This window comes from Psychrobacter sp. P2G3 (genome assembly GCF_001593285.1).
GTDB lineage: Bacteria > Pseudomonadota > Gammaproteobacteria > Pseudomonadales > Moraxellaceae > Psychrobacter.
In genome coordinates, this window is the sequence record NZ_CP012529.1 from 1,842,134 (window position 1) to 1,868,509 (window position 26,376).

Annotated in this window: 18 protein-coding genes; 4 read left to right on the forward strand and 14 right to left on the reverse strand. The window is 43.6% G+C overall.

Annotation, left to right across the window (positions count from 1 at the left end; all coding sequences use genetic code 11):
- Window positions 1–11: 11 nt before the first annotated feature.
- The 9 genes from AK823_RS07555 to AK823_RS07595 form a co-directional block, all read right to left on the reverse strand.
- A complete protein-coding gene (locus AK823_RS07555; RefSeq protein WP_228138827.1) occupies window positions 12–365 on the reverse strand; it encodes a DUF1543 domain-containing protein in 354 nt (117 codons plus the stop codon).
- Between the two features lie 77 nt (window positions 366–442).
- A complete protein-coding gene (guaD, locus tag AK823_RS07560; RefSeq protein ID WP_068327922.1) occupies window positions 443–1,873 on the reverse strand; it encodes a guanine deaminase in 1,431 nt (476 codons plus the stop codon).
- A 94-nt stretch (window positions 1,874–1,967) separates the two neighbouring features.
- The gene (locus tag AK823_RS07565; protein WP_068327923.1) at window positions 1,968–3,080 is read right to left on the reverse strand and encodes an XdhC family protein; all 1,113 of its coding nucleotides are present in this window, start codon (window positions 3,078–3,080) and stop codon (window positions 1,968–1,970) included.
- Window positions 3,073–5,661, reverse strand: coding sequence for a xanthine dehydrogenase molybdopterin binding subunit (gene xdhB, locus AK823_RS07570; protein ID WP_068327927.1), 2,589 nt, complete (start codon window positions 5,659–5,661; stop codon window positions 3,073–3,075). The genes AK823_RS07565 and xdhB overlap by 8 nt, the downstream gene beginning before the upstream one ends.
- Window positions 5,658–7,409: an FAD binding domain-containing protein gene (locus AK823_RS07575; protein WP_068327930.1), complete on the reverse strand. Its 1,752-nt coding sequence runs from the start codon at window positions 7,407–7,409 to the stop codon at window positions 5,658–5,660. The genes xdhB and AK823_RS07575 overlap by 4 nt, the downstream gene beginning before the upstream one ends.
- Before the next feature lie 305 nt (window positions 7,410–7,714).
- A complete protein-coding gene (locus AK823_RS07580) occupies window positions 7,715–9,076 on the reverse strand; it encodes a nucleobase:cation symporter-2 family protein (RefSeq protein WP_068327933.1) in 1,362 nt (453 codons plus the stop codon).
- A 424-nt stretch (window positions 9,077–9,500) separates the two neighbouring features.
- Complete coding sequence (locus AK823_RS07585; protein WP_068327936.1) at window positions 9,501–10,190, reverse strand: 1-pyrroline-5-carboxylate dehydrogenase; 690 nt, start codon at window positions 10,188–10,190, stop codon at window positions 9,501–9,503.
- Between the two features lie 11 nt (window positions 10,191–10,201).
- The gene (putA, locus tag AK823_RS07590) at window positions 10,202–13,465 is read right to left on the reverse strand and encodes a bifunctional proline dehydrogenase/L-glutamate gamma-semialdehyde dehydrogenase PutA (protein ID WP_068327939.1); all 3,264 of its coding nucleotides are present in this window, start codon (window positions 13,463–13,465) and stop codon (window positions 10,202–10,204) included.
- Between the two features lie 950 nt (window positions 13,466–14,415).
- On the reverse strand, window positions 14,416–15,711 hold the full coding sequence (locus AK823_RS07595) for an NCS2 family permease (protein WP_068327942.1): 1,296 nt from the start codon (window positions 15,709–15,711) through the stop codon (window positions 14,416–14,418).
- Between the two features lie 526 nt (window positions 15,712–16,237).
- Here AK823_RS07595 and tolQ point away from each other — a divergent pair.
- The 4 genes from tolQ (at window position 16,238) to AK823_RS07615 (ending at window position 19,968) form a co-directional block, all read left to right on the forward strand.
- On the forward strand, window positions 16,238–16,975 hold the full coding sequence (gene tolQ, locus AK823_RS07600) for a protein TolQ (protein ID WP_068327944.1): 738 nt from the start codon (window positions 16,238–16,240) through the stop codon (window positions 16,973–16,975).
- On the forward strand, window positions 16,972–17,430 hold the full coding sequence (gene tolR / locus AK823_RS07605) for a protein TolR (RefSeq protein WP_068036002.1): 459 nt from the start codon (window positions 16,972–16,974) through the stop codon (window positions 17,428–17,430). Before tolQ ends, tolR begins: the two co-directional genes overlap by 4 nt.
- Before the next feature lie 92 nt (window positions 17,431–17,522).
- Window positions 17,523–18,539, forward strand: a complete 1,017-nt coding sequence (locus AK823_RS07610; protein WP_228138828.1) for a cell envelope integrity protein TolA — start codon at window positions 17,523–17,525, stop codon at window positions 18,537–18,539.
- 136 nt (window positions 18,540–18,675) lie between these two features.
- On the forward strand, window positions 18,676–19,968 hold the full coding sequence (locus AK823_RS07615) for a PD40 domain-containing protein (RefSeq protein WP_068327950.1): 1,293 nt from the start codon (window positions 18,676–18,678) through the stop codon (window positions 19,966–19,968).
- A gap of 80 nt (window positions 19,969–20,048) precedes the next feature.
- Here the strand turns inward: AK823_RS07615 and AK823_RS07620 are convergent, their stop codons facing one another.
- From AK823_RS07620 to AK823_RS07640, 5 genes are all read right to left on the reverse strand, one after another.
- Window positions 20,049–20,708 (reverse strand): cytochrome c, encoded by a 660-nt coding sequence (locus AK823_RS07620; protein ID WP_149031897.1) that lies wholly within the window; start codon window positions 20,706–20,708, stop codon window positions 20,049–20,051.
- 58 nt (window positions 20,709–20,766) lie between these two features.
- Window positions 20,767–22,368 (reverse strand): flavin monoamine oxidase family protein, encoded by a 1,602-nt coding sequence (locus AK823_RS07625; protein ID WP_068327953.1) that lies wholly within the window; start codon window positions 22,366–22,368, stop codon window positions 20,767–20,769.
- Window positions 22,369–22,449: 81 nt separating this feature from the next.
- A complete protein-coding gene (locus tag AK823_RS07630; protein ID WP_068327956.1) occupies window positions 22,450–23,778 on the reverse strand; it encodes a cytochrome c in 1,329 nt (442 codons plus the stop codon).
- A gap of 323 nt (window positions 23,779–24,101) precedes the next feature.
- Window positions 24,102–24,716, reverse strand: a complete 615-nt coding sequence (locus tag AK823_RS07635) for a cytochrome c (protein ID WP_228138829.1) — start codon at window positions 24,714–24,716, stop codon at window positions 24,102–24,104.
- A gap of 56 nt (window positions 24,717–24,772) precedes the next feature.
- Window positions 24,773–26,374: a flavin monoamine oxidase family protein gene (locus tag AK823_RS07640; protein ID WP_068327958.1), complete on the reverse strand. Its 1,602-nt coding sequence runs from the start codon at window positions 26,372–26,374 to the stop codon at window positions 24,773–24,775.
- Between the last annotated feature and the right edge of the window lie 2 nt (window positions 26,375–26,376).

Consider the following 26,376-nt stretch of genomic DNA (forward strand, 5'->3'; position numbering starts at 1 on the left):
GGGTAACTTCCTTAAGTTTTTAACACTGAGATAACCAACGTACTCTTTATCATCTTCAGCATTTGCAAGCTCATGGTTATAAAACTGCCCTGCTGATAGCCACCTAAATTGATAAAAAACAATTTTAAACCGTTAGCACTCTCTACTTGATTGTTTGACTCAACCAATTTGATACTATAATTATCGACTTTGCTAATGGCTCGGTACGAATCAATATGCCATTTATTTTTTACTTCTGGCCAATGGCTGTTGATGTCTGCTACCAGCTCGCTAACTTGGTTAGCCACTCCAAAGAAAATATCATGCTGCTCAATTAACCGACCCTTAGGGCGACCGCCTAGTTGAACCATGAATAATGTTAGCATAGAGAATTGCCTTATAGATGAACAACTTTGTAGGTAAAATAATTTTTGAAAAGAATAAACGTTAAGTTGCTTTAAATCTAAGATGATCCCGACTTATAACGACTCACCCCAGCAATAACTGTCTCATCAATTACCCTATCATCACCGAGCATCATCAATACAAATAATTGTTCTTCAAGTGTTTTAGTCTGCGCCATACGTCTTTCTAATAAAGGCGTTGCTGCCATATCTATTAATACAAAATCGGCTTCCTTATTAGGCATAAAGTTACCGATTTTATCGTCTAGCATTAACGACTGCGCATTGCCCAAAGTAATCTGATATAGCCCTTGATGAGCGGACAATTGATTGTTTTGTAGCTGCTGAACTTTATAAGCCTCTGACAAGGTGACGAGCATCGATAAACTGGTTCCCGCCCCTACATCAGTAGCGATACTTACGCCGGTATAGCCTAATGTTTTAGGCAAATCAAATAGGCCACTACCCAAAAATAGGTTGGACGTTGGACAATGTGCTATTTGAGTACCAGTCTCGCGTAGCCTTTCGTATTCTGGAATTTCAAGATATATACCATGTGCTAAAGTAGTGTATCGACCGAGCAGACCCATATCCTCATAGACATCTAGATAACCTTTATGATTGGGATAGAGCTTACGTACAAAAGCCACTTCATCACGGTTTTCTGCCAGATGTGTTTGCAGATAAACAGTGTCGTAGCTGGCATATAGCTCGCCTGCTAATTGAAGCTGTTTTGGCGTTGAGGTAATCGCAAACCGTGGAGTAATAGCCACATGTTGGCGTCCACACCCATGCCAATTATCAATAATATCTTGCGTGTCTCGAATGCTCTGTTCAGCAGGCACACACAGGTGCTCAGGGGCGTTTTGATCCATTAATACATTACCAGTAATCATACGGGTATTAAGCCTGTGACTTTCAGTAAAAAAAGCTTCTGCGGACTGAGGATGGCTAGTAGAAAACACCATAGCGCTAGTTGTGCCATTAACCAGTAACTGATTTAAAAAGAACTGCGCGGTATCATGCGCAACCTTTGGATCACCAAAGGTTGCTTCAGTGACAAAAGTATAGTTATTAAGCCAATCAAGTAGCTGCTCACCGTAAGCTGCAATCATATCTATCTGCGGATAGTGCACATGGGTATCGATGAATCCCGGCATAATCAGCTTATTACGATAGTCGTGAATTTTAACCGGCTCTTGACCATTAGTTTGAGCATAATTCGCTAGTATTGTTTCGCTACTACCATAATCTACAATGTGGCCTGTCACATCATCGACAACCAGCGCACCCTTAGCAATATACTCAGGATAGACGTTCACGCCTGCAATGACTGGTAGTAGTGTTATATTTTTATCAATGGTTGCTGTATTTGGATAATTAGAAGCTGTTGAGCTGGATTTTTCAGCATGCGCACGCTCAGCCCTTTGATTCACATCATCTTCGGTAAGATAGTGCAGGAGCTGCGCTTGATAAATATGTAGAGCCATGGGTAAATCTCCCGTCACTTGGTCATACCGAACGTTTTGGTTAGAATTTAATAGTAGAGGTAGAAATCAGTATTGATGGTCTATCACTTATGGATTATTTTTGATGATAATGCTGCAAAATTTGCGCAGTGATAGATACGGCAACGGCCATAGGTTCTTTACCACCGATTGGTAGTCCTATGGGCATAGTTAGTTGATCGACTATCTGCTTATCATAACCACGTTGCAGCAGACGATTTTTAAAACGTTCTGCTTTAGTTGCTGAGGCAATACAACCAATATAAGGCATCGATACTTTTGAGCGACCATTATCTAGATCCTTATCTGAACCAGTATTATCGAGACTAGTTGCTAAACGGTTTGCCTCTGAAGCAGCATCCAGCGCGGTACGTACAAGCTCAAAATCAAGACTATGATCATGGGTCATAACCAAAATAAAACGCTGCCCACTTTGTTTAAAGGGTTCAACAAACGGGCGAATGAAATCAACAGGATCATCATCAATATGCGGACGGATATGTACAGGAAGATTATAAAGCTTAGGCTGATTTAAGCTTGGCTGGGTTTCTAGTGTTTGAGTTAAGCCTTCTGTTTTAATAGATTTATTTGGCAAATTAGAATTTTCTAATAAATAACGCTCAAACATCTCAGGGCGACTATCTACCCAATCGACTTGGCAAGGTAGCTCTGCCAGTATCGTCATCAACGCTGCTGCCACATGCCCTGCTCCAAATACCAATATCGACATCGGTGGCGTCACGTTGAAACATTCAAACATAACGGTGACACTACCACCGCAGCACTGCGCCAACTTTGCGCCTAGCGGATAATGCTTAGTATAAACAGTATCGCGTCTTACCACTTTAGATGGCGTCGAATCACTGTCGTTATCGTTATCATTGTCATTGTCGATACTCTTATTGACACCTTTATCTCTTTTAGAAGTTTTTGGTATGGTTGTATCTATCTCACCATTTAGCAATTGCCGTGCTGTCGCAACAACATCATGCTCAAGACCGCCGCCACCGAGCGTATCGTAGCAGTAATCCTGTGTGACCACCATTTTCGCCTGTAGCGCTCGGGGCGCAGAACCATTGACCGCAACGACAGTCGCCAACACGTGCGCAGATCCTTGCTGCTGATATTGTGCTAGACCATCATACCAACGTACTGGTATTGGCACTGGTGGCAATAATGAATTATTCACTGTGCGTAGGCTCACTATGTGCAGGGCCTCTTGAACCCGCTACGTTAGGATGCTCTATCGCTTCTGGCTGATCGTCGACTGTCTGACCTTCGACCTCTGGCGGATCGATATCTTCGGCATGCGGCACGAGTTGTGGCTTAACTTTATCATCGTCAATACCGCAGTCGTCCTCCTCATCTTTAGTCAAACTATCAAGCGCATCAAAGTTTACATTCGTGTCAATTTCCCACGCCTCGCCTTGCATGCGCATCAACGCTTTTAATACCGCCTCTGGGGTCGCGGGCATCGTAAGCTCTGGGTTTTTCTTATAATCACTCAAGCTTGCAACTGCATTATTGATCGCACACCAAACGCTAGCTGCCAGCATAAAAGGTGGCTCGCCAACTGCTTTAGAGTTATAAATGGTTTGCTCTTCATTTTTACGATCGTACAGTTTAACTTTAAATTGTTTTGGCAAATCATGTGACGTTGGAATCTTATAATTGGCAGGACTATTAGATGCTAGCGTGCCCTTTTTATCCCAAGTAAGCTCCTCCGTTGTGAGCCAACCCATGCCTTGCACAAAGCCGCCTTCAATCTGTCCAATATCAATAGCAGGATTAATCGACTGCCCTGCATCATGCAGGATATCGCAGCGCAACACTTGATACTCACCAGTTAACGTATCTATTTCAACTTCAGAACACGCAGCACCTAAAGCAAAGTAAAAGAAAGGTCGACCCCACGCTTTAGAACGGTCATAAAATATCTTTGGCGTTTTATAGTAGCCCGTAGAAGATAGACTAACGCGGTGCTGATAAGCCAACTGTACCATTTCAGCAAAAGTGAAGTCTTCCTTATCACCAATATAGACATGATTGCGCTCAAAGCGTATGTCTTCTTGCGCCACTTCAAAATACTCAGCGGCAAACTCCACGATACGTGTCTTAATGGTTAAACAAGCGTTCTGTGCGGCTTTACCGTTGATATCGGTGCCTGATGAGGCCGCAGTCGGTGAGGTATTGGGCACTTTATCGGTACGTGTTGCCGATACTTTTACGGTATCCAAATCCACATCAAACTCATTGGCAACGATTTGAGCAATTTTGACAAATAGCCCTTGCCCCATCTCTGTCCCGCCATGATTAAGGTGGATACTGCCATCAGTATAAATATGTACCAAAGCGCCTGCTTGATTGAGCGTCTGCACGGTAAACGAGATGCCAAACTTCACAGGTGTCAGGGCGATGCCCAGACGTTTGTCGCTGCCTTCAACTTCGGCTTGCTCATTGGCTTTTATCATCTGCTGGCGACGCTGCTCATAATCACAATCTTTTGCCAGTGTCTCCATAATCGTTGCCAAATCAAAATGCTCGATTGGCTGACCATAATGAGTACTTTGGCCATTTTGATAGAGGTTCATCAAACGCACTTGCAGAGGGTCTTTGCCTAAAGTATAGGCGATATGATCCATCATATACTCGGCAGTCATCAGACCTTGAGGCCCGCCAAAACCTCGATAAGCAGTGTTCGACACCGTGTGCGTTTTACAGCGATGTCCTGCCACCTGCGCAGCTGGATAATAGTAAGCGTTGTCACAGTGGAACATCGCTCGATCGACGATAGCATCGGACAAATCTGGCGCATAACCACACAAGCCAGCCAGCTGCATATCGACGCCAAGAATTTGTCCTGACTCGTCAACGCCGACCTCATAACGATTGGCAAATTCGTGGCGTTTACCGGTCACTACCATGTCATCTTGACGATCCAAGCGCATACTGACAGGTACATTGTGACGCTTGGCAACGATACCACAAAAGCATGCCCATGCAGCGGCTTGAGTTTCTTTACCGCCAAAACCGCCACCCATTCTGCGTACTACCGTATTGACCGCATGAAAGGGTAAATCCGTCACCTCAGCGACCAACTGCTGCACCTCACTCGGATGCTGCGATGAGGTATAGACTTCAAGCCCGCCATCATCACAAGGCACGACATACGACACTTGACCTTCCAAATAAAAGTGCTCTTGTCCCAGCATATGAATATGGCCTGCGATACGCATAGGCGCATTTGCAAGCGCTGCTTCGGTATCACCGCGCTGCATAAAGTGGCTAGGACGTACAAACTGCTCCTGCTCTAAAGCCTCATCAATACTCAGTATCGCTGATAATGGCTCATATTCTACAACTGCTTTGAGCACCGCCTTTTTTGCGGCACGATGAGTGGTTGCAACGACCAAAAATAGCGTCTGACCCACGTATTCTGTGATCTCATCCACCATCAACGGCTCACCGTCGAATACAGCGCCGATATCCGTCTGAGCGGGTAAGTCTTTAAAACTTAAAACGTCAATCACCTCGTCAGCTGCTTTAACAGCGCTGAGATCCATACTCGTTACACGAGCATGAGCGTGACTGCTTTTACCGACTGCCAGATGTAAAGTGCCTTGCGGCTTTAGGATATCATCTACATAGGTCGCCGTCCCCATGACGTGACTTATCGCACTATCATGTTTGGCAGAAGTGCCGATTTTGTTTTTAGGCGGACGTACGCGGCGAATACTGTAACTGTCAAATAAGGAAGATTGATGGCTCATGATGATTCTCTCTCAGTTTGCGTCTCTTTTATCAGCTGCTTGCCACACTTCATCAACAAACGTTGTACCACATGCAAGCGATATTCACGACTGGCTCGGACATCCGTTAATGGTGAGACATCCATCGGTAGTGCTTTTGCAGCCTTCTTAAAACTTGCAATCTCGAGGGGCTGGCCTAGGAGTGCTTGCTGGCAATTCTTGGCTAATAATGGTATTGCTGCCATACCGCCCAGACCTATTTTTGCATGGTCAATAGTCATACCCTCTGCCGACAGATCGATTCTTACGGCAACCAAACAAGCAGAAATATCATCTTCATAACGCTTACTAATTTTATGAATAAATAGATGCTGATTATCCTGCATCAGTGGCATATGGATGGCAACAATGTAACTGCCTGCTCGTAGTTTGGTCTTTTTATAATCTAGAAAAAATTCTGATAAAGGTATTATCTCGTCGACATAGGATGTTTTGTTATGTTCATTGCTTTCATCCTTAGCACTGGCATCTTCGCCACCAACATCTATATTATTGGGGCTACAATGACGCAAATGAATGCGCGCTTCTAACGCCAGTAAAATTGGCGGTAAATCTCCAATTGGCGAGGCATTAGCAATATTGCCGCCAAGCGTACCCATATTACGTATTTGCGGTGAAGCGGTTCTTGCGAATAGGGCCGCAAAAGCAGGATAGTTCTGCTCAAGTATCGGTAGCATTTGCTGATAGGTCATGCCAGCCCCAAACGTCAATTCCTGCACTGCTTCTTCATTATCAGTGGACTTATCTAACTCGGACAACGACTTTGCATCAGCCTTTGAGCTAGACTTTGAATGAGAGAGCCACCATGTTCTTAACTCATCAATAGCAGACAGCTGAATAATCACTTCATGATCAACCAAGTGCTGCGTAATGCTTAACCCCAAATCCGTACCACCGGCCCAAATTGTTGCACTTGGATATACGGTTAATAGCTGATTAAGCTCATCCACTGTCTTTGGAATGAATAGCTGCCGCGACCCTTCAGCAAGGGCAGGCTCAATAGTTGACGCTTTATTCGAGGTATCCAATGATGCAGTTTTAGGTAACGACTGACTGTTACTCACCATCGCATTCGTAGCTAAGCTTATGGTTAAATCTTTTGCTACCATTTTATCAGCCGCTCTTTGCTGACCAATTTTACCCATCGTCAGTCCTGCTTCGATAATGGGTCGATAACCGGTACATCGGCATAGATTCCCTGAAATTGAGGCGACAATATCATCATAGCTTAGCTCGTCACTAGCTGGTTTGTCGTTTGTGCTACCCTGCTTGGCATTTTTTTGTTGTTGCATACGATGGTTTTCATACAAATTCGCCAGAGACATCACAAAACCAGGGGTACAAAATCCGCATTGCGAGCCATGACAGTCAACCATCGCCTGCTGTGCAGGATGTAATAGCGCCCGCTCTGGGTGATGTGCTGGATTGTCCGCTAAATAAGAAGCGGTCATTAAATGATGACCATCCATCAGCGACAATAGAGCAATACAGGAGTTGAAGGTATAAAAAGGAGTGCTGTCACTAGAATCGCTTGTCGCATGATTAGGCAAGCGTTGCGCCATAATGGTACAGGCGCCGCAATCCCCACTACCGCAGCCTTCTTTAGTATCAGTTTGATGTTCGTGCAAGCGCAGATACTCAAGTACCGTTGTATTCGGATTGAGGTGGCTTATCTCATGACGCTTTCCGTTCAGATAGAAACTAATCATAGCAATACTCGGCTAAAAAATTGGGCTTTGTGAAATTAGACAGCTTAAATAGATTGTTAATATAACCACTTGCTAGATGGCGCAAACCAATCAGTCTATATTTAATAGATATCACACAATAACGGCATTTAACAACGTTTTTATTGTCTACATTTTGGGCGTTATATAATCAATTTACTTTGACAATATTACGGCATGGCTGATAGGAATTTTTGCAGCATCTGTCTGCGTAGGCACAGCAAGCAAGGAAATTTTTATCAGCCTCACGTGTATATAAAACACATAACACCTTTATTTGATATGGGCTATATATCATCCTCTTGGGTGTCCACTGGCAAAAATAAACTTAATGAAATCGCAGTAATAGCGCCTATTGCTACAGGCGATATCAGCACGTTACGTATCAATTCAGGCAATTGTGATAATACCTCAGGTACCATAGATACACCGATGCCCATCCCCACGGAGGTAGCGATAATCAACATATCACGGCGGTCAAGCTTGGCGCTAGCTAATACTTTAATACCAGCCACCGCTACTGTCCCGAACATCACCAACGTTGCGCCGCCAAGTACCGGCTGAGGCATGGTTTGCAATATAGCGCCAAAGATAGGAAATAATCCGATGATAATCATCAGGGCAGCAATGTAGATACCGACATGACGACTGGCGACGCCAGTCAGTGCAATGACGCCATTGTTTTGGCTAAAGGTGGTCGACGGCATGCTATTTAACGTAGCAGCAATCATAGAATTGACCCCATCTGCCAATACACCGCCTTGGATTCGATTAAGGTAAATAGGGCCTTTGACAGGCTCTTTAGAAACCACAGCGTTGGCTGTTAGATCACCAGTAGTCTCAAGGGCGCTAACACAATATAGAATGGCTATAGGAATGAAAGCGGCAATATCAAACTGGAAACCAAACCTAAATGGGATGGGAACAGTAATAAAACCAACATTGTTCAAGGAAGAAAAATCTAGCCTACCCATAAAAAAGGCGGCTAACATTCCCAAAATTAAAGCAATGACAATGGAGGAAAGTCTTAATAATGGGTTTTTTGAGCGGTTGAATACAATCACTGACACCAGTACAACCATACCTAAAAACAGGTTTTGCAAACTGCCAAAGTCTTCGGCACCAAAGCCACCTGCAATATCAGTCATGGCGACTTCAATCAGCGGAACACCAATAAGAATAATAATAGTGCCAGTAACCACAGGGGTAAATATTCTTTTTAATTTGTGAATAAAGCGGCTAAGAACAACCTCAACAAAGGCAGCGCAAAAACTAACCCCAAAGATGGTAGCCAAAATATCTTCTGGCGAACCACCACGGCCTTTTACAATCAGTCCAGCAGCGATAATAGCAGTCAAAAAAGCAAAGCTAGTACCTTGTAAACTGAGCATGCCAGCGCCTATAGGGCCTATTTTTTTACATTGGATATAAGTGCCAATCCCAGAGGAGATTAGAGCGCAGCTGATTAGATAGGGAACGTAATCACCCAAACCTAAGGTTCCGGCGACAATCAAGGTGGGAGTGACAATAGCGACGATACTAGCTAGTAGATGTTGTAAAGCGGCGAAACTTGCCGGCCAGAAGCTGGGCTTGTCATTGAGTTGATACATCAACTCGGAGTTTTTTTTGGATTCTAACGATTTAGACATTGTTAATCATCCTTGATTAATATGGTCTTAAGTCTACTAACAATCCTTGTTAATAGGTTTAGGTTGCCTCGCTAATTGGTCTGGCTTAAGTACTTTGGTATTAGTGATAGCATTAATTTAAAAGATGACTATTTAGTCAGGTTTTATTTATAGTATCATTACTATTGTTTGCCTACAAGCTATAAAACATAGGTTCATAAGACTTTTACAACATAATTTCATAAGATGTTTAAAGTTCATCTCCTGAAACCTAAGGCACTTTGGAGCTGACCATAAAGAAACGGTTAGCACTTATTTTTCAAGAGTTTTAAAGCCCTTGTAAATAAACACTAACCGTCATTTAAATAACGCTAAGCAATTTCTGAATACTTAGCGAGTAACTGTTTGATTTTTATTACGTTACTTTTTATTATATCCTAGGTTATTATGTCCCAAGCTCAAGCAAGCTTGCATTACCACCGATAGCAGTCGTATTGATGGTTAGCACACGTTCAGTGACAAAGCGGTACAAATAATCTGGCGTGAGCATATCGGATAAGCCCTCCATATCTGTCACTGCAATCACTTGCGTCAAGATACCGTCAGTATTAGCCAATGTCTGACTAATCTCTTGTACTTCAGCATGACTGCCTGCAACTGCGACTTGTGCGAGACGATCAATGTGTAGCAAGGTAATCGTTTGTGAGTCATTCGCGACACTTAACACATCATCACTGATACCCGTATCATAGAGAACTTTCGCCGCTTCCGCACACATCTCTTCTTGGCTTGGACAATGCAATATTACCTCATTACCCGTTAGCAATGCTGCGATAAGCTGCCCCAGTACCGCCATCGTTTTGGCTGATTCGCCACCAACAACCATCGTCTTACCGCGAGCCGTCACATACAAGTCGTTGGACTCGCCAGTAGCGCCTGTCATGCGGTGCACTTCGTCAAGACTTGGTGCAGCGCTCAATAGATGATTGAACAAGCGACGCGCTTTATTGGCATCACCGGTGAACAATGCCAGCTTGGAAATAGCAGCTTCAAGATAAGTAGCACGCTGCACTGCGCCAAGTAGTCGCCAAGCTTCACAAACTTGGGCATGATTTTTTTTGAATTCAGTCGCCATGTTGCTACTCCTTATGCGAGTTCTGTTTGAGTGGATGATGTGGATGATATAGTATTGTTTGTTGTATTTGATGTTTTAGAGCCTATTTGTTCAGAACTTAGTTTCATCAAACGTGCGACATAATGTGGGCCACCTGCTTTTGGACCAGTGCCTGATAGGCCACAACCACCGAAAGGTTGGACGTTGACCACAGCACCAATCTGATTACGGTTAATGTAAGTATTACCTACGACAGTACGGCGCTCAATATGCTCGACGATATTTTCAATACGGCTATGAATACCTAAGGTTAAACCAAAGCCTGTCGCATTAATGGCATCGATAAGCTGGTCTAAGTCACGCGCGTTGTAACGTAGTACATGCAATATCGGGCCAAAGTGCTCGCCACCGATAACGTCGATGGTTTGTACCTCAATCGCTGTTGGCAATACAAAGGTAGATTGCTCTTCACTGACCACTGAACTGGCACTCATAGGCGTTTGCGCCAAGATAGTCGCTGTCGGTTCAGACTTCATACGCTCAATATGACTCTCAAGTCCTTGCTTGGCATCTGCGTCAATCACTGGACCGACATCTGTAGCGACGTAAGTTGGATTTCCTACGACCAGCTCTGCCATATGACCTTGGAGCAACTCAATCAAGCCATCTGCCACGTCTTCTTGTACGCATAGAATACGACATGCTGAACAGCGCTGTCCTGCCGAGCCAAATGCTGACAATACTGCATCCCTAACCACTTGTTCAGGCAATGCCGTAGAATCGACGATCATGGCATTTTGACCACCAGTTTCAGCGATCAAAATTGGTAGCTCGCCACTCGTTTGCGCATGATCATTTAGGCTTTGGTTAATACGCTGCGCTGTTTGCGTTGAGCCAGTAAAGATCACGCCAGATATATTATCCGCTGCTGTCAGTGCCCCGCCTACTTCGCCAGCACCAGTGACAAACTGCAACGCTTCTGCTGGTACGCCAGCTTGATACATCAGCTGTGCACCAAAATGAGCGATTAAGCTGGTTTGTTCAGCAGGCTTTGCCACGACAGTATTACCAGCTGCTAATGCAGCAACGATCTGACCTGTGTAAATCGCGAGTGGGAAGTTCCACGGACTGATACAGACAAATGTGCCACGTGCCTTATAAACTTGGCGTGATTGCTTGCCAGCTAAGTCTGTAAACTCGTGAGTGACATCATTTAAGCGCTCAGCCTCATCAGCATAAAAACGGCAAAAATCAACCGCCTCTTTAATCTCATCAATGCTGTCTTGCGTGGTTTTACCCGCTTCAATTTGACATAGCGCCATTAACTCAGCGTAGTTCTCTTCATATAAATCGGCAGTTTTGCGTAAGATAGCTGCACGCTCAGATGCAGATACTGCTTGCCACTTCACTTGCCCAGCCACAGCAACGTCGATTGCTTGACGAGCTAATTCAGCATTGGCATATTGTACTTCACCAGCAACAACTTCATGGTTCCAAGGCGCACGTACTGTATGGCTATCAAGCTGATGCGCTGCACCATCCACTTCATATGCGCTAACTGCTTGACCATTGATGATAGGTGCCGCTGACCATGTTTTGTGCAAATGACTATCGATAGCTGTTTTGAGCGGATACCACTGCGACTCTATAAATATATTAGGCCCAAAGCTAGCACGGCGCGTGCCATAGATATCCAATGGTAACGGAATCTCTGGATTATGCAGATTGTCATTGGCCAGTAGCTTGTCGTACGGGTGCACCGTTAGCTTATCAATCGGATAAGATTTATCTAATAACTGATGTACAAATGAGCTATTCGCACCATTTTCAAGCAAGCGGCGTACTAGATATGGCAGTAAGTCTTCATGCGCGCCAACGGGTGCATAGATACGTACAGGAATATTGTAAGATTGCAAGATATGGTCATAGAGTGCATCCCCCATACCATGTAGACGCTGGAACTCAAAGTCTCTATGCGTACTCATGGTCATCACTGATGCCAAAGTATGGGCGTTATGAGTAGCAAACTGCGGCCAAATTAGACCACGTAGATGATCTGATAGTAAGAAGCGAGCACAAGCAAGATATGCGGTATCCGTGCCTTCTTTACGTGTCCAGACTGGATAGCCTGACAAGCCTTTTTGCTGCGCAAGCTTAATTTCTGTATCCCAATAAGCGCCTTTGACTAGACGTAGTGGGATACGGTCACCAACTTCTGTAGCCAAGCGCGCAAGCCATGCAAATATCGCAATAGCCCGCTTTGAGTAACCTTGAACGACTAGCCCTAGGCCATCCCAGCCAGCGGTTAATGAATCACGATACAGCGATTCAAATAATTTGAGAGAAATCTCTAAACGATCCGCTTCTTCGGCATCAATACTGATATCGACATTGACTTCACGAGCGGCTTCAATGAGTAATAAGCAGCGCTGACGTAATAGCCCTAAAACCTGCGCTTCTTGCGTCGCTTCATAGCGTGGATGCAAGGCAGACAGCTTGATAGATACGGACGGCTTAGGCATACCTTCTTTGACTTTAACATCAGCAGTAGATTTAATCGCATGCAGATAGTCATTGAAGTATTTTTCGGCATCCTTATGGGTAATGGCTGCTTCGCCTAACATATCGAACGAATAGGTATAGCCTTTATTACGGTAAGGTTGGCTGTTTTTATTAGCGTCCTCAATAGTCTCGCCCAATACAAACTGATGCCCCATAATGCGCATGGCTTTTTGCATCGCACCGCGAATCATCGGCTCGCCCATCTTTTTAGTCATGCGATCCAAAAACCCAGATGCTGTGGTACTACTATCAATACTTACCACACGACCGGTCATCATCATGCCCCAAGTCGAAGCATTGACCATAAAACCATTGTCATCTTTGAGATGTTTTTTCCAATCCGCCACGCTCATCTTGTCACGGATTAACGCATCAGCCGTATAGTTATCTGGCACCCGAATCAATGCTTCAGCCAAGCTCATTAGCAAGATACCTTCTTGGGTATCAAGGCTATACTCGAGCAACAATGAATCTACCATCTTGATAGCTTTACCGTCATTACGCACATACTCAACCAGCTTGCGCGTCTGCTCGCTAGCATCATCTCGCTCTTTATCACTAGGCTTAGCTAGTGGTAGCAACTTGGTCAACCAGCGGTCTTCATCGACACTATATAACGGTGAAATACGCGCATACAGGTCATCTGCCGACTGAGTAATATACTCAGGTGCAAGCAAATCGATAGGATCAAATAAAATAGGCTCTTTGGGTGTAAACTGGTCTATTGGGTTCATACCAACTCCATAACTATCGTTAAAAAAACCATAATAAATGGTGCGTGTGGACTCTTAATGACTTAAACATTTAGGATAAAGCGATTAAACATTCAGCCAAATAGCGGCAACAAATACCTATCAATGATAGCTATTTATAAGAGACCAAACAACGCCATCACAAAACGAGCAAATCCAGCATAAGCTGGAGAGGGTTAAGTAGGTCGTTCGATTGTTAAAAAATACTACGTTAACAATTCAAAGGCAACAACGAACAGTTAAGCGGCATTAGTGCCTTCTTCTTGTTTGTAGTGAAAGGAGTGCAATCGACAATTAATGGCTTTAATATGAAATTAATGAACCCAAAATTGCGATCTTATATGACGCTAATTCACTGTAAGAAAAACCTCTACGGCGTTGATTGAGGTGATGCGCTTAACTCCGCCATATTATCATGAAATAATTTTTCAAACTAACATTATCGGTCATTTATATTAATAAATATATCATTTAAAAACAAATAGATAGCAGCACAAAGTTCTTGAAGCTATTTAATTTATGGTTTTTTGTTTGCTATTAACTATTAAGCACTATTTCTAACTGTAATAATTACGAATTTCTCGCCAAAAAATACCCTAGGGCTTGTCCTCATTTTGATAACGGTAATAAAAATGAGATAGGTTTTTGTCAATCAAAGGAAATTTTGCAGAGAATATGAACATATTGTCTAGAAATTTTCAAAGAGTGACGGAAATATAGCCATTTTTAGCCCATTAGAGGTTCACTCGTTCAGATTGAGGACAGGCCCTAGCCTCTAACCAAAAAACCCTCTTTATCAAAGAAAGATAAAGAGGGTTTAGGAGTGGGTAATGCTGTCTAGCTGTCTAGCTGTCTAGCTGTCTAGCTGTCTGTAAATACACTTCTTAGAAGCATAGCACTTATTAATAAGAGCTTATAAATAACCTAAAAAACTATAGCCATATAATCTTGGCAAGTAAGATTATCGTTAGCACCCATACTGCGATAGTCACTTCATTAAGTTTGCCAGCTATTAACTTCACCGCAGTAAAGGTAATAAAACCAAGCGCAATACCATCAGCGATAGAGTATGTTAATGGAGTGAACAAAAGAACGACGACAACGGGCGCTGCATCCGTCAAATCGCCCCAGTTGATATCTTTTAGCGTGCCTAGCATCAGCACAGCTACATAAAAGATAGCACCAGCGGTAGCATAAGCTGGAATCATACCAGCCAGCGGTGCAAAGAAAGTACTTAATAAAAACAACACCCCGACCGTCACTGCCATCAGGCCAGTGCGACCACCTGCTGCAATACCCGCGACACTTTCAACATAGCTCGTAGTCGATGAAGTTCCAAGCATCGCACCGGTAACCGTCGCTGTTGAATCCGCTAGCAGTGCTTTGCCCATATTAGGGATTTTACCGTCTTTATCAATTAAGTTGGCTTGACTCGTAGTAGCCACTAGCGTACCGGCGGTATCGAACAAATCAACAAATAGGAAAGCAAAAATGACACTGATCATGCTCACGTCAAACGCACCAGCAATATCAAGCTGCATAAGTGTGGGTGCAATGGATGGTGGCGTGGACATAACACCAGCGAACTCAGTATGACCTGCCAACAGACTAATCAAAGCGACCAGCAAAATACCAATCGTTACCGCTCCAGGGATTTTTTTGTAAGATAGACCGATAATAACGAAAAAGCCTATAGCAGCCATCATTGGTCCAAATGACGTCATATCACCGAGGGTAACCAAGGTTGCATCTTGCCCAACGATGACACCAGAGCTTTGTAGCGCAATAAATGCTAAAAATGCACCGATACCTGCAATAACACCCTGTTTCAGAGCCATTGGAATAGAATTTATAATCCATTCCCGAATCTTAAATAAGCTTAAAAGTATAAATATACAACCCGATAAGAATACAGCACCGAGAGCAGTTTGCCATGCATGGCCCATACCCAAAACCACGCCATAGGTAAAGAAGGCGTTAAGACCCATGCCCGGTGCTAAGGCGACAGGCAGGCGGGCATAGATGCCCATTATAAAACAGCCTATCGCAGCGGCTAGACAGGTAGCAACGAACACTGCCCCCTTATCCATACCGGCTTCTGCCAATATGTTAGGGTTGACAAAGATAATATAAGCCATCGTCAAAAAGGTCGTTATACCAGCAACAATTTCCGTTTTGATCGTGGTATTGTCACCATTAATTCCAAAATAGCGCTCAAGTGCATTCATAAGGGTCAATTCCGACTGGCCAGTGAAAAGAACAGGTTTGATGGTGTTTAAAATATAGTGCCTAAAATAAATATGACGTCAGCAAAGGAATTGCGACGTCATTATCAAAAGGCAGTGGTAACAAAGCGCAACATTCTAGAGAAATTAGCGCACAAATTCAATCATTACCCATGCCTTACGCGTCCAAAACCAAAACTAAATTCTATTTATAAACAATAGTACACGGTAAGAACGTATTATCAAACAATAAATTAAAAATCTGTCTACTGACCATTTAACACATTAATAATGACCTTTTAAGCATTTAGCAGTAAACTAGGGGGTTGAAATATTGTTACGGCAAATATCACACTTTGATTAAGCGGTTATTTTCATATTAAGTTATTGAAATTAATATGAAAATAACCGATATTTAATTGTGCATAATAAGTATTAAATTATCGTTTTTATTGTAGTTCCTTAAGGTTATCTGGCTTCAGCATCATTATTTTAGTCAGTTATTGTTAATTACCAGTGAGTCTGTTACATGCCTGAATCATTAAACATTATAGATCTTATTACTCAAGCCAGCCTGCTCGTGCAGATTGTGATGGGACTATTGCTACTAGCATCTTTGGTTAGTTGGGTCATTATTTTTCGCTTAAGCGCTCGTCTTGGCACGGCCAAAAACTTCGATGAGCAGTTTGAGACTTGGTTTTGGTCGGGCGAAGATTTGGCCAAGCTGTACCAAGGTGTTCAAGGCTCTCCTGAGCGTCAAGGCCTTGAGCAGATTTTTTATGTTGGTTTTTCTGAATACTTAAGAATGCACAAAAAACGCCAACCTAAAGATGACATTATTGATGGCGTTGAGCGTAAGCTGCGGGTTGGACTTGGTCGTCAGCAACAGTTGCTTGAGTCAGGAATCACTACCCTTGCCAGCATTGGTTCGGTAGCGCCTTATGTTGGTTTATTTGGAACGGTCTGGGGTATCATGAATGCCTTTTTAGGTCTCTCACAAACAGAACAAGCCACTCTTGCCTCCGTAGCTCCCGGTATTGCTGAAGCGCTTATTGCTACTGCAATGGGGCTGTTTGCTGCTATTCCAGCCGTGCTAGCGTATAACCATTTCACTGCAAAATCAGGCCAGCTTTATGAGTCGCGTGCACTATTTTGCGATGAGATGACGGGTATGTTACAGCGTGAGACCAGTAGCCAAAATGCACTGCATAAAGAGAATAAAATTACTGATACTATAATTGGCGCAGGTCAGGTGACAGGGCTATGAAACCAAACCCCTATAGCCGCAAGAAAAAAGCGCTCAACGCTGAAATGAATGTCGTACCTTATATCGACGTTATGCTGGTGTTATTGGTGATATTTATGGTGACAACACCGATGCTGACGACAGGGGTCGATGTTGATTTGCCAAAAGAGCAGACCAATGCAATGAGTCAAAATCAGCTACCTGTTATCGTATCGTTAACAAGTAGCGGTGAGATTTTTATCAGTTATGAGAACAATATAGACATGCCTATCAGTGAGCCAGAACTGATTAATACTTTATCCAATTTACAGTCGCAAAATAGCAACGCTGGCGTGCAACCGCTTCAGGTAATGATTAATGCAGATCAAAATAACCAATATGGTTCAATTATGACCTTAATGGCAAACTTGCAGCAGGCAGGTATTCAAAAAGTAGGACTATTAACAGGTGCTCCCCTGCCCACACCTACGTTATAATAGCCTTAACTAAAAAATCTACTGTACTCTGCACACACTTGCCTCTATATACGCTTAGTTTAACGAAGCAGACAATCTGATGAAACACGTCAATGAGTATCAAAACCATGAATAATGCTCCTGCCGTTTATGTCCCAACTCCGCCAGAAGGTAATGGGCTGACACTGCCCATGATATTGAGCTTGTTGGCACATGGCATTGTGCTTGGAATACTGATCTATACCTACCAATCGCCCGAATTAGAAACCGTGGGTAATATTGAAACTACCATGGTCACACCGGGAGAGTTGGCTGAAATGCAAGGGCAGATATTAGCCAATCGTGCAGCGATGCAAGCAGCTAGTAGTAGTGATGGCAGTGCAGTTGCCATTGAACAAATGAATGCAAATAGCAGTAGCAATGCCAGCCAAACAAACGTACCACCAAACACACAAAGAGAGTCTATATTTACTCGCTCTGATGACCCAGCTGATCGTCCAGTATTAATGAGTCAAGAGCAGCATCAGCGACGTACTGAGCAAATGCAAGAGTATGAGCGTAATATAGCTGAATTGGCAGCGCAGCTAGATGAGTCAGCGTTAGCAGAGCTTAATGAAGTTGAACAACAGAAACAAAATGAGCTTGATGCTGAGCGCGCTCGACTGAAATCATTTCGAAATACAGAGAACAATCCACCCAAAATCAAACGCCCTAATAATACACAGTCCAATTTAGAGATAGATACTGGTAACTCAAGCAGTGCTGGCAAGAATTTTAGCTTATCCGATGGACAGTCAACGGTATCTGGAAGTACCACTACCTCAGGGCAATCAGCTGGTAGTAATAGCAATGCGTCAGGTGGGAGTCGCGGTGCGAGCAATAGTGAGATTATTAACTTAATCAGACGCAATTATAACCCACCCATAGCGGCTAAGGGTTCAACCCAACGTGCGACGTTAACGATAACAGTCAATAGCAATGGTGATGTGGTCAATGTCTCTGTTTCAGGCTCTGATCCAGCTGTAAACGAAGCTGCTAAACAAGCAGTACTGAGTACCCGTAATTTACCGATTGATACTGACGACCCTAAATATCCTACCTTTACGGTACAGTTCAAGGGCAGTAATTGATAACATAGCAAACTCCTAGTTTATTGCCAATTTCATCTTAAAAAACTTGCGTCAGTTGTGATATTGTCTTACCGTGGTACTCAATTAAAGTATATAAAAAACGATTACCACCTTATTCTAGGAGCTAAATTCAGTCATGCGTACTCACAAAAAACTTTTGATTACTTTACTTGCCAGTGCCTCAAGCCTACTTGTTGCTCCTAGCTTATACGCTGCCCCTGTCGTACTAGAATTAGATTATGAGATTCCAGTACAACAAAATCAGGTCGCTTTTGTGCCTTTCGCTGGTGATTCTGTGCTATCGCCCATTATCTTAAACGACTTGAGTAGAACTGAGCTCAACGTTACTAGCAAAAATTTACCGCAGCAACCGCGTAGTAGTAGCGAGCTCGCTGGGACATTACCAGTATGGCAAAGCTTAGGTATTCCTTATCTAGTAGTCGGTAGCACCCGTACCAATCGCGGTAAAATCGAGACTAACTATGAAGTGATTGATGTCAAATCTGGTCGCGTGCTTCAAGGTAAGCAAAGCTTAAGTGCGGATAACAATCAAGAAAGTTTGCGTTATGCAGCGCACGTTATCGCGGATAAAGTTTATGAGCTTGTTACTGGCACGCCGGGTGACTTCTCAGGGCGTATTGCTTATATTGAAGAGACTGGACGCGGCAAAGATAAGATATCTCGCTTAAAAGTCATGGACGCCGATGGTGAAAACTCTAGAACCATCACTGAAGTCACAGGCTCAATATTTTCGCCAGCATGGTCACCTGATGCTTCGCGCATTGCCTATACAGTACAGCGCGACAAATCCTATCCATTAATTTATGTACAAAATGTGAGTGGCGGCGCGGCCACTGTTGTTACTCCATATAAAGGCAGTAACCTAAGCCCATCTTTCTCCCCTGACGGTAGTAAAATACTATTCTCCAGCAGTTTTGAAGGTAGTGCTGATATTTATGAGATGAGCGCAGGTGGTGGCAACCTTAAAAAGCTGACAAACTGGCCAAGCAGTGAAGTGCAACCAAATTATGCGCCGGATGGTAAGTCTTTTGTATTTGTTTCTGATAGAGCAGGCTTTAATAAGCCACAAATTTATCGCTATGAGTTTGGCTCAGGTCGGACAACCAAAGTATCTAATAGTGGTTATGCAACCAGTCCGCAGTTTAGTAGTGACGGCACGCAAATTGCCTTTTTGAGTGGGCGCTCAGCTGCAATTATGAACAGTAACGGTGCAGTGACTGCTAATTTGGGTAATACCGGTATTGATGAGGCTCCAAGCTTCTCACCTAATGGTAAGCGTGTGGTATATGCCTCAACTCAAGGCGGGAAAGGCGTATTAACCATTAAGTCATTAAATGGTGGTGAGTCATTCGGTAAGTCTGGTCAAGGCATTATCCGCTCACCGGTATGGTCAGCCAGCCCGCAATAATTTTATTACTTCGTAACGTTTTAAAAAAAAGCATCTGATAACTTATTTATCAGACGCTTTTTTTGTTTATGATAACAAGCTTACTCACTAGGATCCGCACCCGGTGGAAATTCATGGCGTAATTGGGCAACGTTAGCCGCAGTGACCGTATCCGTAAATTTATTCAGATCGCTATGCACGTATTGAGTCACAGCCGCTATTTGCTCATCATTCATCATACTATGAAAGGATGGCATACCGCGCAAACCATTCATCACAACGCTAATGATATAGTATTTTGATTGCATCTTACTATTATTGGCTAGCGGCGGATAGTAGCCTGCCCCTTGCGCACCTTCGCCTTTTTGCATATGACAACCCGCGCAGGAGTCCTCATAGAGCTTTTTACCATTCATCGTAAAAAAGCCTGTTTTACCTTGTGAGCTACCTTCAAATTTTGCGAGCCATTTTTGTAAGTTGGCATCATTCTGCATCTTTGGTATCGAGCTAACATTGACGATATTCATAGGCGGGCGGGCAAGCGCTTCTTTCGACATATACACCCCACCCCACGCACCATTATTGCGGCTAGCCTGATTATCAAATAGCACTGGTGCTGATTGTTGACTGGCAATAGTGACCGCCTTTTCTTTAGTATATGAACTACAGCCTGATAACGCAGCTGCACCTCCGATAACTAAGATGATTGCTGCTTTACACAACTTGAGCGGATGAGATGGTTCAATTGGGTGTAATCTCATCATATCCATGATTGCTCCTAAGTTCATTATAGTCATCCTTGCTTAATCGTCACCCTTATTAGACAAGCTTTTTTGCTTTTTGATGTAACCGCTTAGCTGTATCCATACCGGATAATATTGCGCCTTCTTGCCAAGCTGGAATGTGTGAGCAATGCTCTCCTGCCAGCACGATTCGATGATCAATGCTGCAAAGCGTCTCGTAATACTGCTCACGGCTAGACTCACTCCAAAGCCCATAGCAACCGAGCGACCATGGGATACGATGCCACGCGACCGAAGTACCCGAGCGGAACTCTTTGGTATATTGCGGATGTATATATTTACCATACTCTAATGCCGCATTAATGCGTTCTTTTGGTGTTAGAGAATTAAACTTATAGGATGCCTCTCCAAACCCATAAGCTCCCAGTAGTACGCCTGAACCAGTAGTAAACAAGTCTTGTGAAGGATAAGATATTTGCGAGATAGGCATATCAGTATAAGTGATGCCACCATATATCCATTCATCCTCCTCCCAAAAGCGGCGCTTGAATTCTAAACCTACTTTATAAGAGCTGTCATAAGGGACGGCTGCCATCGCTTGCTTCATTGGTGCTGAGACATTGATATCAATTTGGGTTAATACTGATAGTGGAATATTACAAATACACCAATCTGCACGTACAGTTTTGGTTTCACTATCGATGTTATTACTATCGACATAATCAACGGTTACACCAGTCTCGTCTTGATAAACTTTGGTGACTTTGGCATTGAACTTAATCATATCGCGGCATTCACGCGTGAACGCATCACCGATTTTTCCCATACCGCCAACGGGCTGAAACATCGCTGGTTGATGCACATAAACGGTATAGTTGGCATAGATATCTGACCACATTCCCGAATTTAATAATTTGTCCATTGGTATCGGAGTCGAGGGCTTGGCATCGGGCATCAACCCGCCACCTGGATAAACGCTATAACCGCGGTGCTTGCTAGTTTCATGGCTTTTGACATAGCGATAATTATTATCAAGAACGCCCCAACCTTTTAAACCTTCTAACAGTTTTTCTTTGTCTTCTTTATTAACGGTATTATCAAGGCCACCAGTATTAACCGCTTTGGATAACAACTCTGAGACATAACCGCGAATGTCACTTTGCACCTCCCCTAAACGCTGCGGCGCGCCATTAAAATGATTGGTACGATGCAAATAAGCACGGTCATTGGTTTGAATAAAAGGCTGTAATGCGACTCCGAACTTTTTACAATAATGGAATACGGCATAATGATGTACAGGCAATCGCCACGGGCCGCCATTAAAATAATTGCCTTTTTTAAAGTCGCAAGTGACCTCAGCTCCACCCAGCTCTGTATATTTGTCACCGCTGTTTAATGTCCAACTGCGTCCACCACCGCGATTTTGGTACTCAAGAACAGTCACTTTATAGCCCGCTTTACGTAACTCATAAGCCGCAGTGAGACCACCCAAGCCTGCCCCAAGGATAACGATACTTGCTCCAGCAGGCGCGCCCTTGAGATTCATTTCTTGCTTAAAGCTAGATTCAGACGCAAAGCCCAGCGTGGTCATCGCCTGATACATGGCTGTTGCTCCAGCAGTTTTGCCAATCATTGACAGCAGTTGCCGCCGTGTGGGTGATTGAAGCATATCGTTCATTATATTGTCCTTGTAATAAAGCAGGCGTGCATAGCATTAGATACTGATAAGCGTTTTTGTGATCTGTCTTGATGCTTACACTTACTTCAGTATGCGTTTAACATCAGTGGCGCTAACATCGCTGTTTGGCAGTCCACCGAAACTAACTCGCACATAATTGGCGATACTGGCAATTTGAGCATGAGTTAATTCTTTTGAAAAACCTGGCATCTTCGGCGCTGTATTTAGTGCGCCTTTAGCGCCATAGGCAATGACATTAATCAGCGCATCTGGCTTAGCACGGCGAATGCTGGTTAGTCCTACGATAGAGGCATAACGTGCATCAGGCTGGGCGTAACCATCGACACCATGACAACTGGCGCAAACAGCAAGATACAATGCTTTTGACGAGCTGCTATTAGCGTTGATACTGGTATTGGCTTTTGCTTGCGCTAAATAGTCTTTTTGCTCAAGTAAGTTGTAAGTAATAGAGTCACTGGCTGGACGTGGCAAACGTGAGACATGCACTGGTATTAAGTAATCATCAGTCTTGATGGCCGGTATTACCTTTAGATAATCGGCGATTGCTATCAAGTCTTCATCGGTTAAATAGCGAGTACTGTGCGCGACTGCCTCACCCATTGGCCCACCAGCATACGCACGTTTATCAAGCTTTCCAGTACGTAAATAAATACTAATGTCTTGCTCACTCCAGCGACCAATCCCGCTATCGTTGTCAGGCGTAATGTTTGGTGCATACCATTTACCAAGCAGCGCACCAGATAAATACTTGTCTTTATTAAGACCCTGAGTAAGGTTGCGTGGTGTATGACATGTGCCACAGTGCTCTAAATTATTGACTAGATATTCACCACGTTGCTGCGTTTGGGTAAGACCTTGACGGTTTTCAGTAGAAGGTACGTTGATGACGTTCCAAGCTAACATCAAACTGCGAATATTTAATGGAAATGGTAATTTAGTGGTTTTTTCAGGTGGTTTATCAACGACTGGTACAGTTTGAAAATAAGCAAATAATGCACTGATATCGTCATCAGTCATCCCATGATAGGACGGATATGGCATGGCAGGATAAAGCTGGTAACCCGGTGCACGTCCCTTGCGCAGAGCTTTTGTAAAATCAGCTTCGGTATAATTGCCAATGCCATAACGTTTAGAAGGTGTGATGTTGGTCGAATAAATATTGCCGATAGGCGTTTCAATCGCTACGCCGCCACTATAGTCTTCACGATGACAAGCCATACAGTCAGCGGTACGCGCAACATAAGCACCGCGATTAGCGAGAGGACTATTTGCTGGGCTAACATTGGGTAAAGTTGCACTAGGAATAGGAAAGCTTATCTCTTTAGCCATCAAAGTGCTAGAGGCCATACTAAATGCAAGTGCTGACAACAGCACAGAAAACGGCTTCATAATAAACATCCTTGTATGTCACCTATATAATGTTTAGCAAATAACGTTGAGGCAACTCTACTAAAATAAAACTATTTCACTGAAATTGCTTGCTTAATTATCTATCAAGCACGTTTTTTTACAAAGACTCAGGAATAAAACATCTGAAGGAATAGCTGCATTTTAAGCCGTTTTTAATAGCTATCACCTCTAATATTTAGTCGAATTCTAGTAATAGCCAGCAATAAAATAGCGTCCAATAATATTACTGGACGCTTTTTTGTTGAGCTTTTTATTGATTACTATTGTTAGTTATTACCTAAGTAAGATTAATTATGACAAACTTATTCGCTTGGATCATAACCTGGTGGGTTGGCATGCCTTAGCTGTGCCACATCTTTAGCAGTAACGGTCTGCTTAAAACCATTTAGATCATTGACGACATACTGAGTAACAGCTGCCATTTGCTCATCGTTCATCATCATGTGAAATGACGGCATTCCGCGAAAGCCATTAATTAAGATATCAATAATATAGTGTTTCGACTGCATTTTACTATTATTTGCTAGCGGTGGGTAATAGCCTGCCCCATAAGCGCCCTGACCTTCATGCATATGACAACCTGCACAAGAGTCGTGATATAGTTTGGCGCCATTGGTAGTAATAAAGGCATTTGAACCTTCAAACTTGGTTTCCCACTCTGCAATACTTGGATCGTTTTCCATGCTTGGCAGTGAGCTGTCATCAACGATGTTGATATTGGGCGCTCTTAATTCATCACGAGTCATATACACGCCGCCCCAAGCCCCAGTATTACGACTGGCTTGATTATCAGCCGGTTGCACAGTGTCTTGTTTACTAGCCAGTGTCTCTACATCATCTGCTTGTTGGCTACAGCCTAACAATACTGCAGTGCTTATCCCACTAAGCAACATCATATTGAGCATTCTGGATGTCATGTTTTTTATGCTTATATTGTCCATGATAGCCTCTGAATTTATTATAGTTATCAACATTAACCAAGCATTTTTGCTTTTTGGTGTAAGCGATTGGCTGCATCAATGCCAGATAGAATAGCGCCCTCCTGCCATGCAGGAATGTGTGAGCAGTGCTCACCTGCCAGTACAATACGGTTGTCAATACTACACAACTGATCATAATACTGCTCACGGCTTGACTCACTCCAGATACCATAACAACCTAATGTCCATGGGATACGGTGCCACACCACTGACGTTCCTGCGCGGAACTCTTTTGGATACTGTGGATGAATGTATTTACCATAAGCAAGTGCAACATTGATACGCTCTTTTGGGGTTAGCGTGTTGAACTTATAAGAAGTTGGGCCAAAGCCATATGCACCTAGTAACACCCCTGTTCCCGTTTTAAACATGTCTTCTGAAGGGTAAGCGATTTGCGTGATAGGCATATCAGTATAGGTCAAGCCGCCAAAGATCCACTCGTCTTCTTCCCAAAAACGGCGGTTGAACTCTAGGCCAACTTTATAAGAGGTGTCATAAGGTACGGCAGCCATTGCCTTTTTCATAGGCTTTGAGACGTTGATATCAATTTGAGTCAATACGGTCAACGGAATATTACAAACACACCAATCAGCACGTATAGTCTTGGTTGCCCCATCTGGACTGTTACTATCGACATAATTGACAGTGACGCCACTTTCATCTTGATGAATCTTGGTGACTTTGGCATTAAACTCAATCATATCGCGGCACTCGCGGGTGAACGCATCGCCGATTTTACCCATACCGCCTACTGGCTGGAACATTGTTGGTTGATGGCCATAAGTCATATGATTGCTATAGATATCTGACCACATGCCAGAATCTAATATCTCACTGATAGGTAGAGGCTTTGAGGGTTTTTCGTTTGGCATCAAACCACCACCAGGGAAAACGCTAAAACCACGATGTTTAGTAGTCTCATTACTGGCTCTATAGCGATAGTCTTTGTCTAGCACACCCCAGCCTTTTAGGCCTTCAAGTAACTTCTCTTTATCCTCAGTATTCACCGAACGATCAAGACCTCCGACGTTAACGGCCTTTGATAGCAGCTCGGCTACGTTACCTTGTATATCGTTTTTTACATCGCCTAAGCGCTGCGGCACACCGCCAAAGTGAGTAGAGCGATGCAAATAAGCACGGTCATTGGTTTGAACAAAGGGTTGCATCTCAACGCCAAACTTTTTGCAATAGTGAAATACTGCATAATGGTGACTTGGCAAACGCCATGGTCCGCCGTTAAAGTAGTTACCCTCTTCAAAATCACAGGTAACCTCTTCACCGCCAAGCTCAGTATATTTATCGCCGCTATTAAGCGTCCAGCTGCGTCCACCACCACGGTTTTGGAACTCGAGTACCTTGACATCATAACCTGCTTTACGCAACTCATAGGCAGCAGTAAGGCCGCCAAGACCTGCGCCAAGGATGACGATGCTAGCACCGGGAGGCGCCCCTTTAAGATCCATAGATTCTTTAAAACTAGATTCAGAAGCGAATCCTAAAGTGGTCATTGCTTGATACATCGCAGTTGCGCCCGCTGTTTTACCGATCATCGAGAGCAGTTGGCGCCGCGTTGGTGATTGAGGCATGTCATTCATAA

Coding starts and splice junctions, on each gene's coding strand:
- AK823_RS07630 (WP_068327956.1), bottom strand. CDS start 23,778: ATGAAGCCGTTTTCTGTGCTGTTGTCAGCACTTGCATTTAGTATGGCC.
- AK823_RS07555 (WP_228138827.1), bottom strand. CDS start 365: ATGCTAACATTATTCATGGTTCAACTAGGCGGTCGCCCTAAGGGTCGG.
- AK823_RS07640 (WP_068327958.1), bottom strand. CDS start 26,374: ATGAATGACATGCCTCAATCACCAACGCGGCGCCAACTGCTCTCGATG.
- AK823_RS07595 (WP_068327942.1), bottom strand. CDS start 15,711: ATGAATGCACTTGAGCGCTATTTTGGAATTAATGGTGACAATACCACG.
- AK823_RS07620 (WP_149031897.1), bottom strand. CDS start 20,708: ATGAGATTACACCCAATTGAACCATCTCATCCGCTCAAGTTGTGTAAA.
- AK823_RS07610 (WP_228138828.1), top strand. CDS start 17,523: ATGAGTATCAAAACCATGAATAATGCTCCTGCCGTTTATGTCCCAACT.
- tolR (WP_068036002.1), top strand. CDS start 16,972: ATGAAACCAAACCCCTATAGCCGCAAGAAAAAAGCGCTCAACGCTGAA.
- AK823_RS07580 (WP_068327933.1), bottom strand. CDS start 9,076: ATGTCTAAATCGTTAGAATCCAAAAAAAACTCCGAGTTGATGTATCAA.
- tolQ (WP_068327944.1), top strand. CDS start 16,238: ATGCCTGAATCATTAAACATTATAGATCTTATTACTCAAGCCAGCCTG.
- AK823_RS07615 (WP_068327950.1), top strand. CDS start 18,676: ATGCGTACTCACAAAAAACTTTTGATTACTTTACTTGCCAGTGCCTCA.
- AK823_RS07635 (WP_228138829.1), bottom strand. CDS start 24,716: ATGACATCCAGAATGCTCAATATGATGTTGCTTAGTGGGATAAGCACT.
- AK823_RS07625 (WP_068327953.1), bottom strand. CDS start 22,368: ATGAACGATATGCTTCAATCACCCACACGGCGGCAACTGCTGTCAATG.
- AK823_RS07585 (WP_068327936.1), bottom strand. CDS start 10,190: ATGGCGACTGAATTCAAAAAAAATCATGCCCAAGTTTGTGAAGCTTGG.
- guaD (WP_068327922.1), bottom strand. CDS start 1,873: ATGGCTCTACATATTTATCAAGCGCAGCTCCTGCACTATCTTACCGAA.
- AK823_RS07575 (WP_068327930.1), bottom strand. CDS start 7,409: ATGATTAGTTTCTATCTGAACGGAAAGCGTCATGAGATAAGCCACCTC.
- xdhB (WP_068327927.1), bottom strand. CDS start 5,661: ATGAGCCATCAATCTTCCTTATTTGACAGTTACAGTATTCGCCGCGTA.
- putA (WP_068327939.1), bottom strand. CDS start 13,465: ATGAACCCAATAGACCAGTTTACACCCAAAGAGCCTATTTTATTTGAT.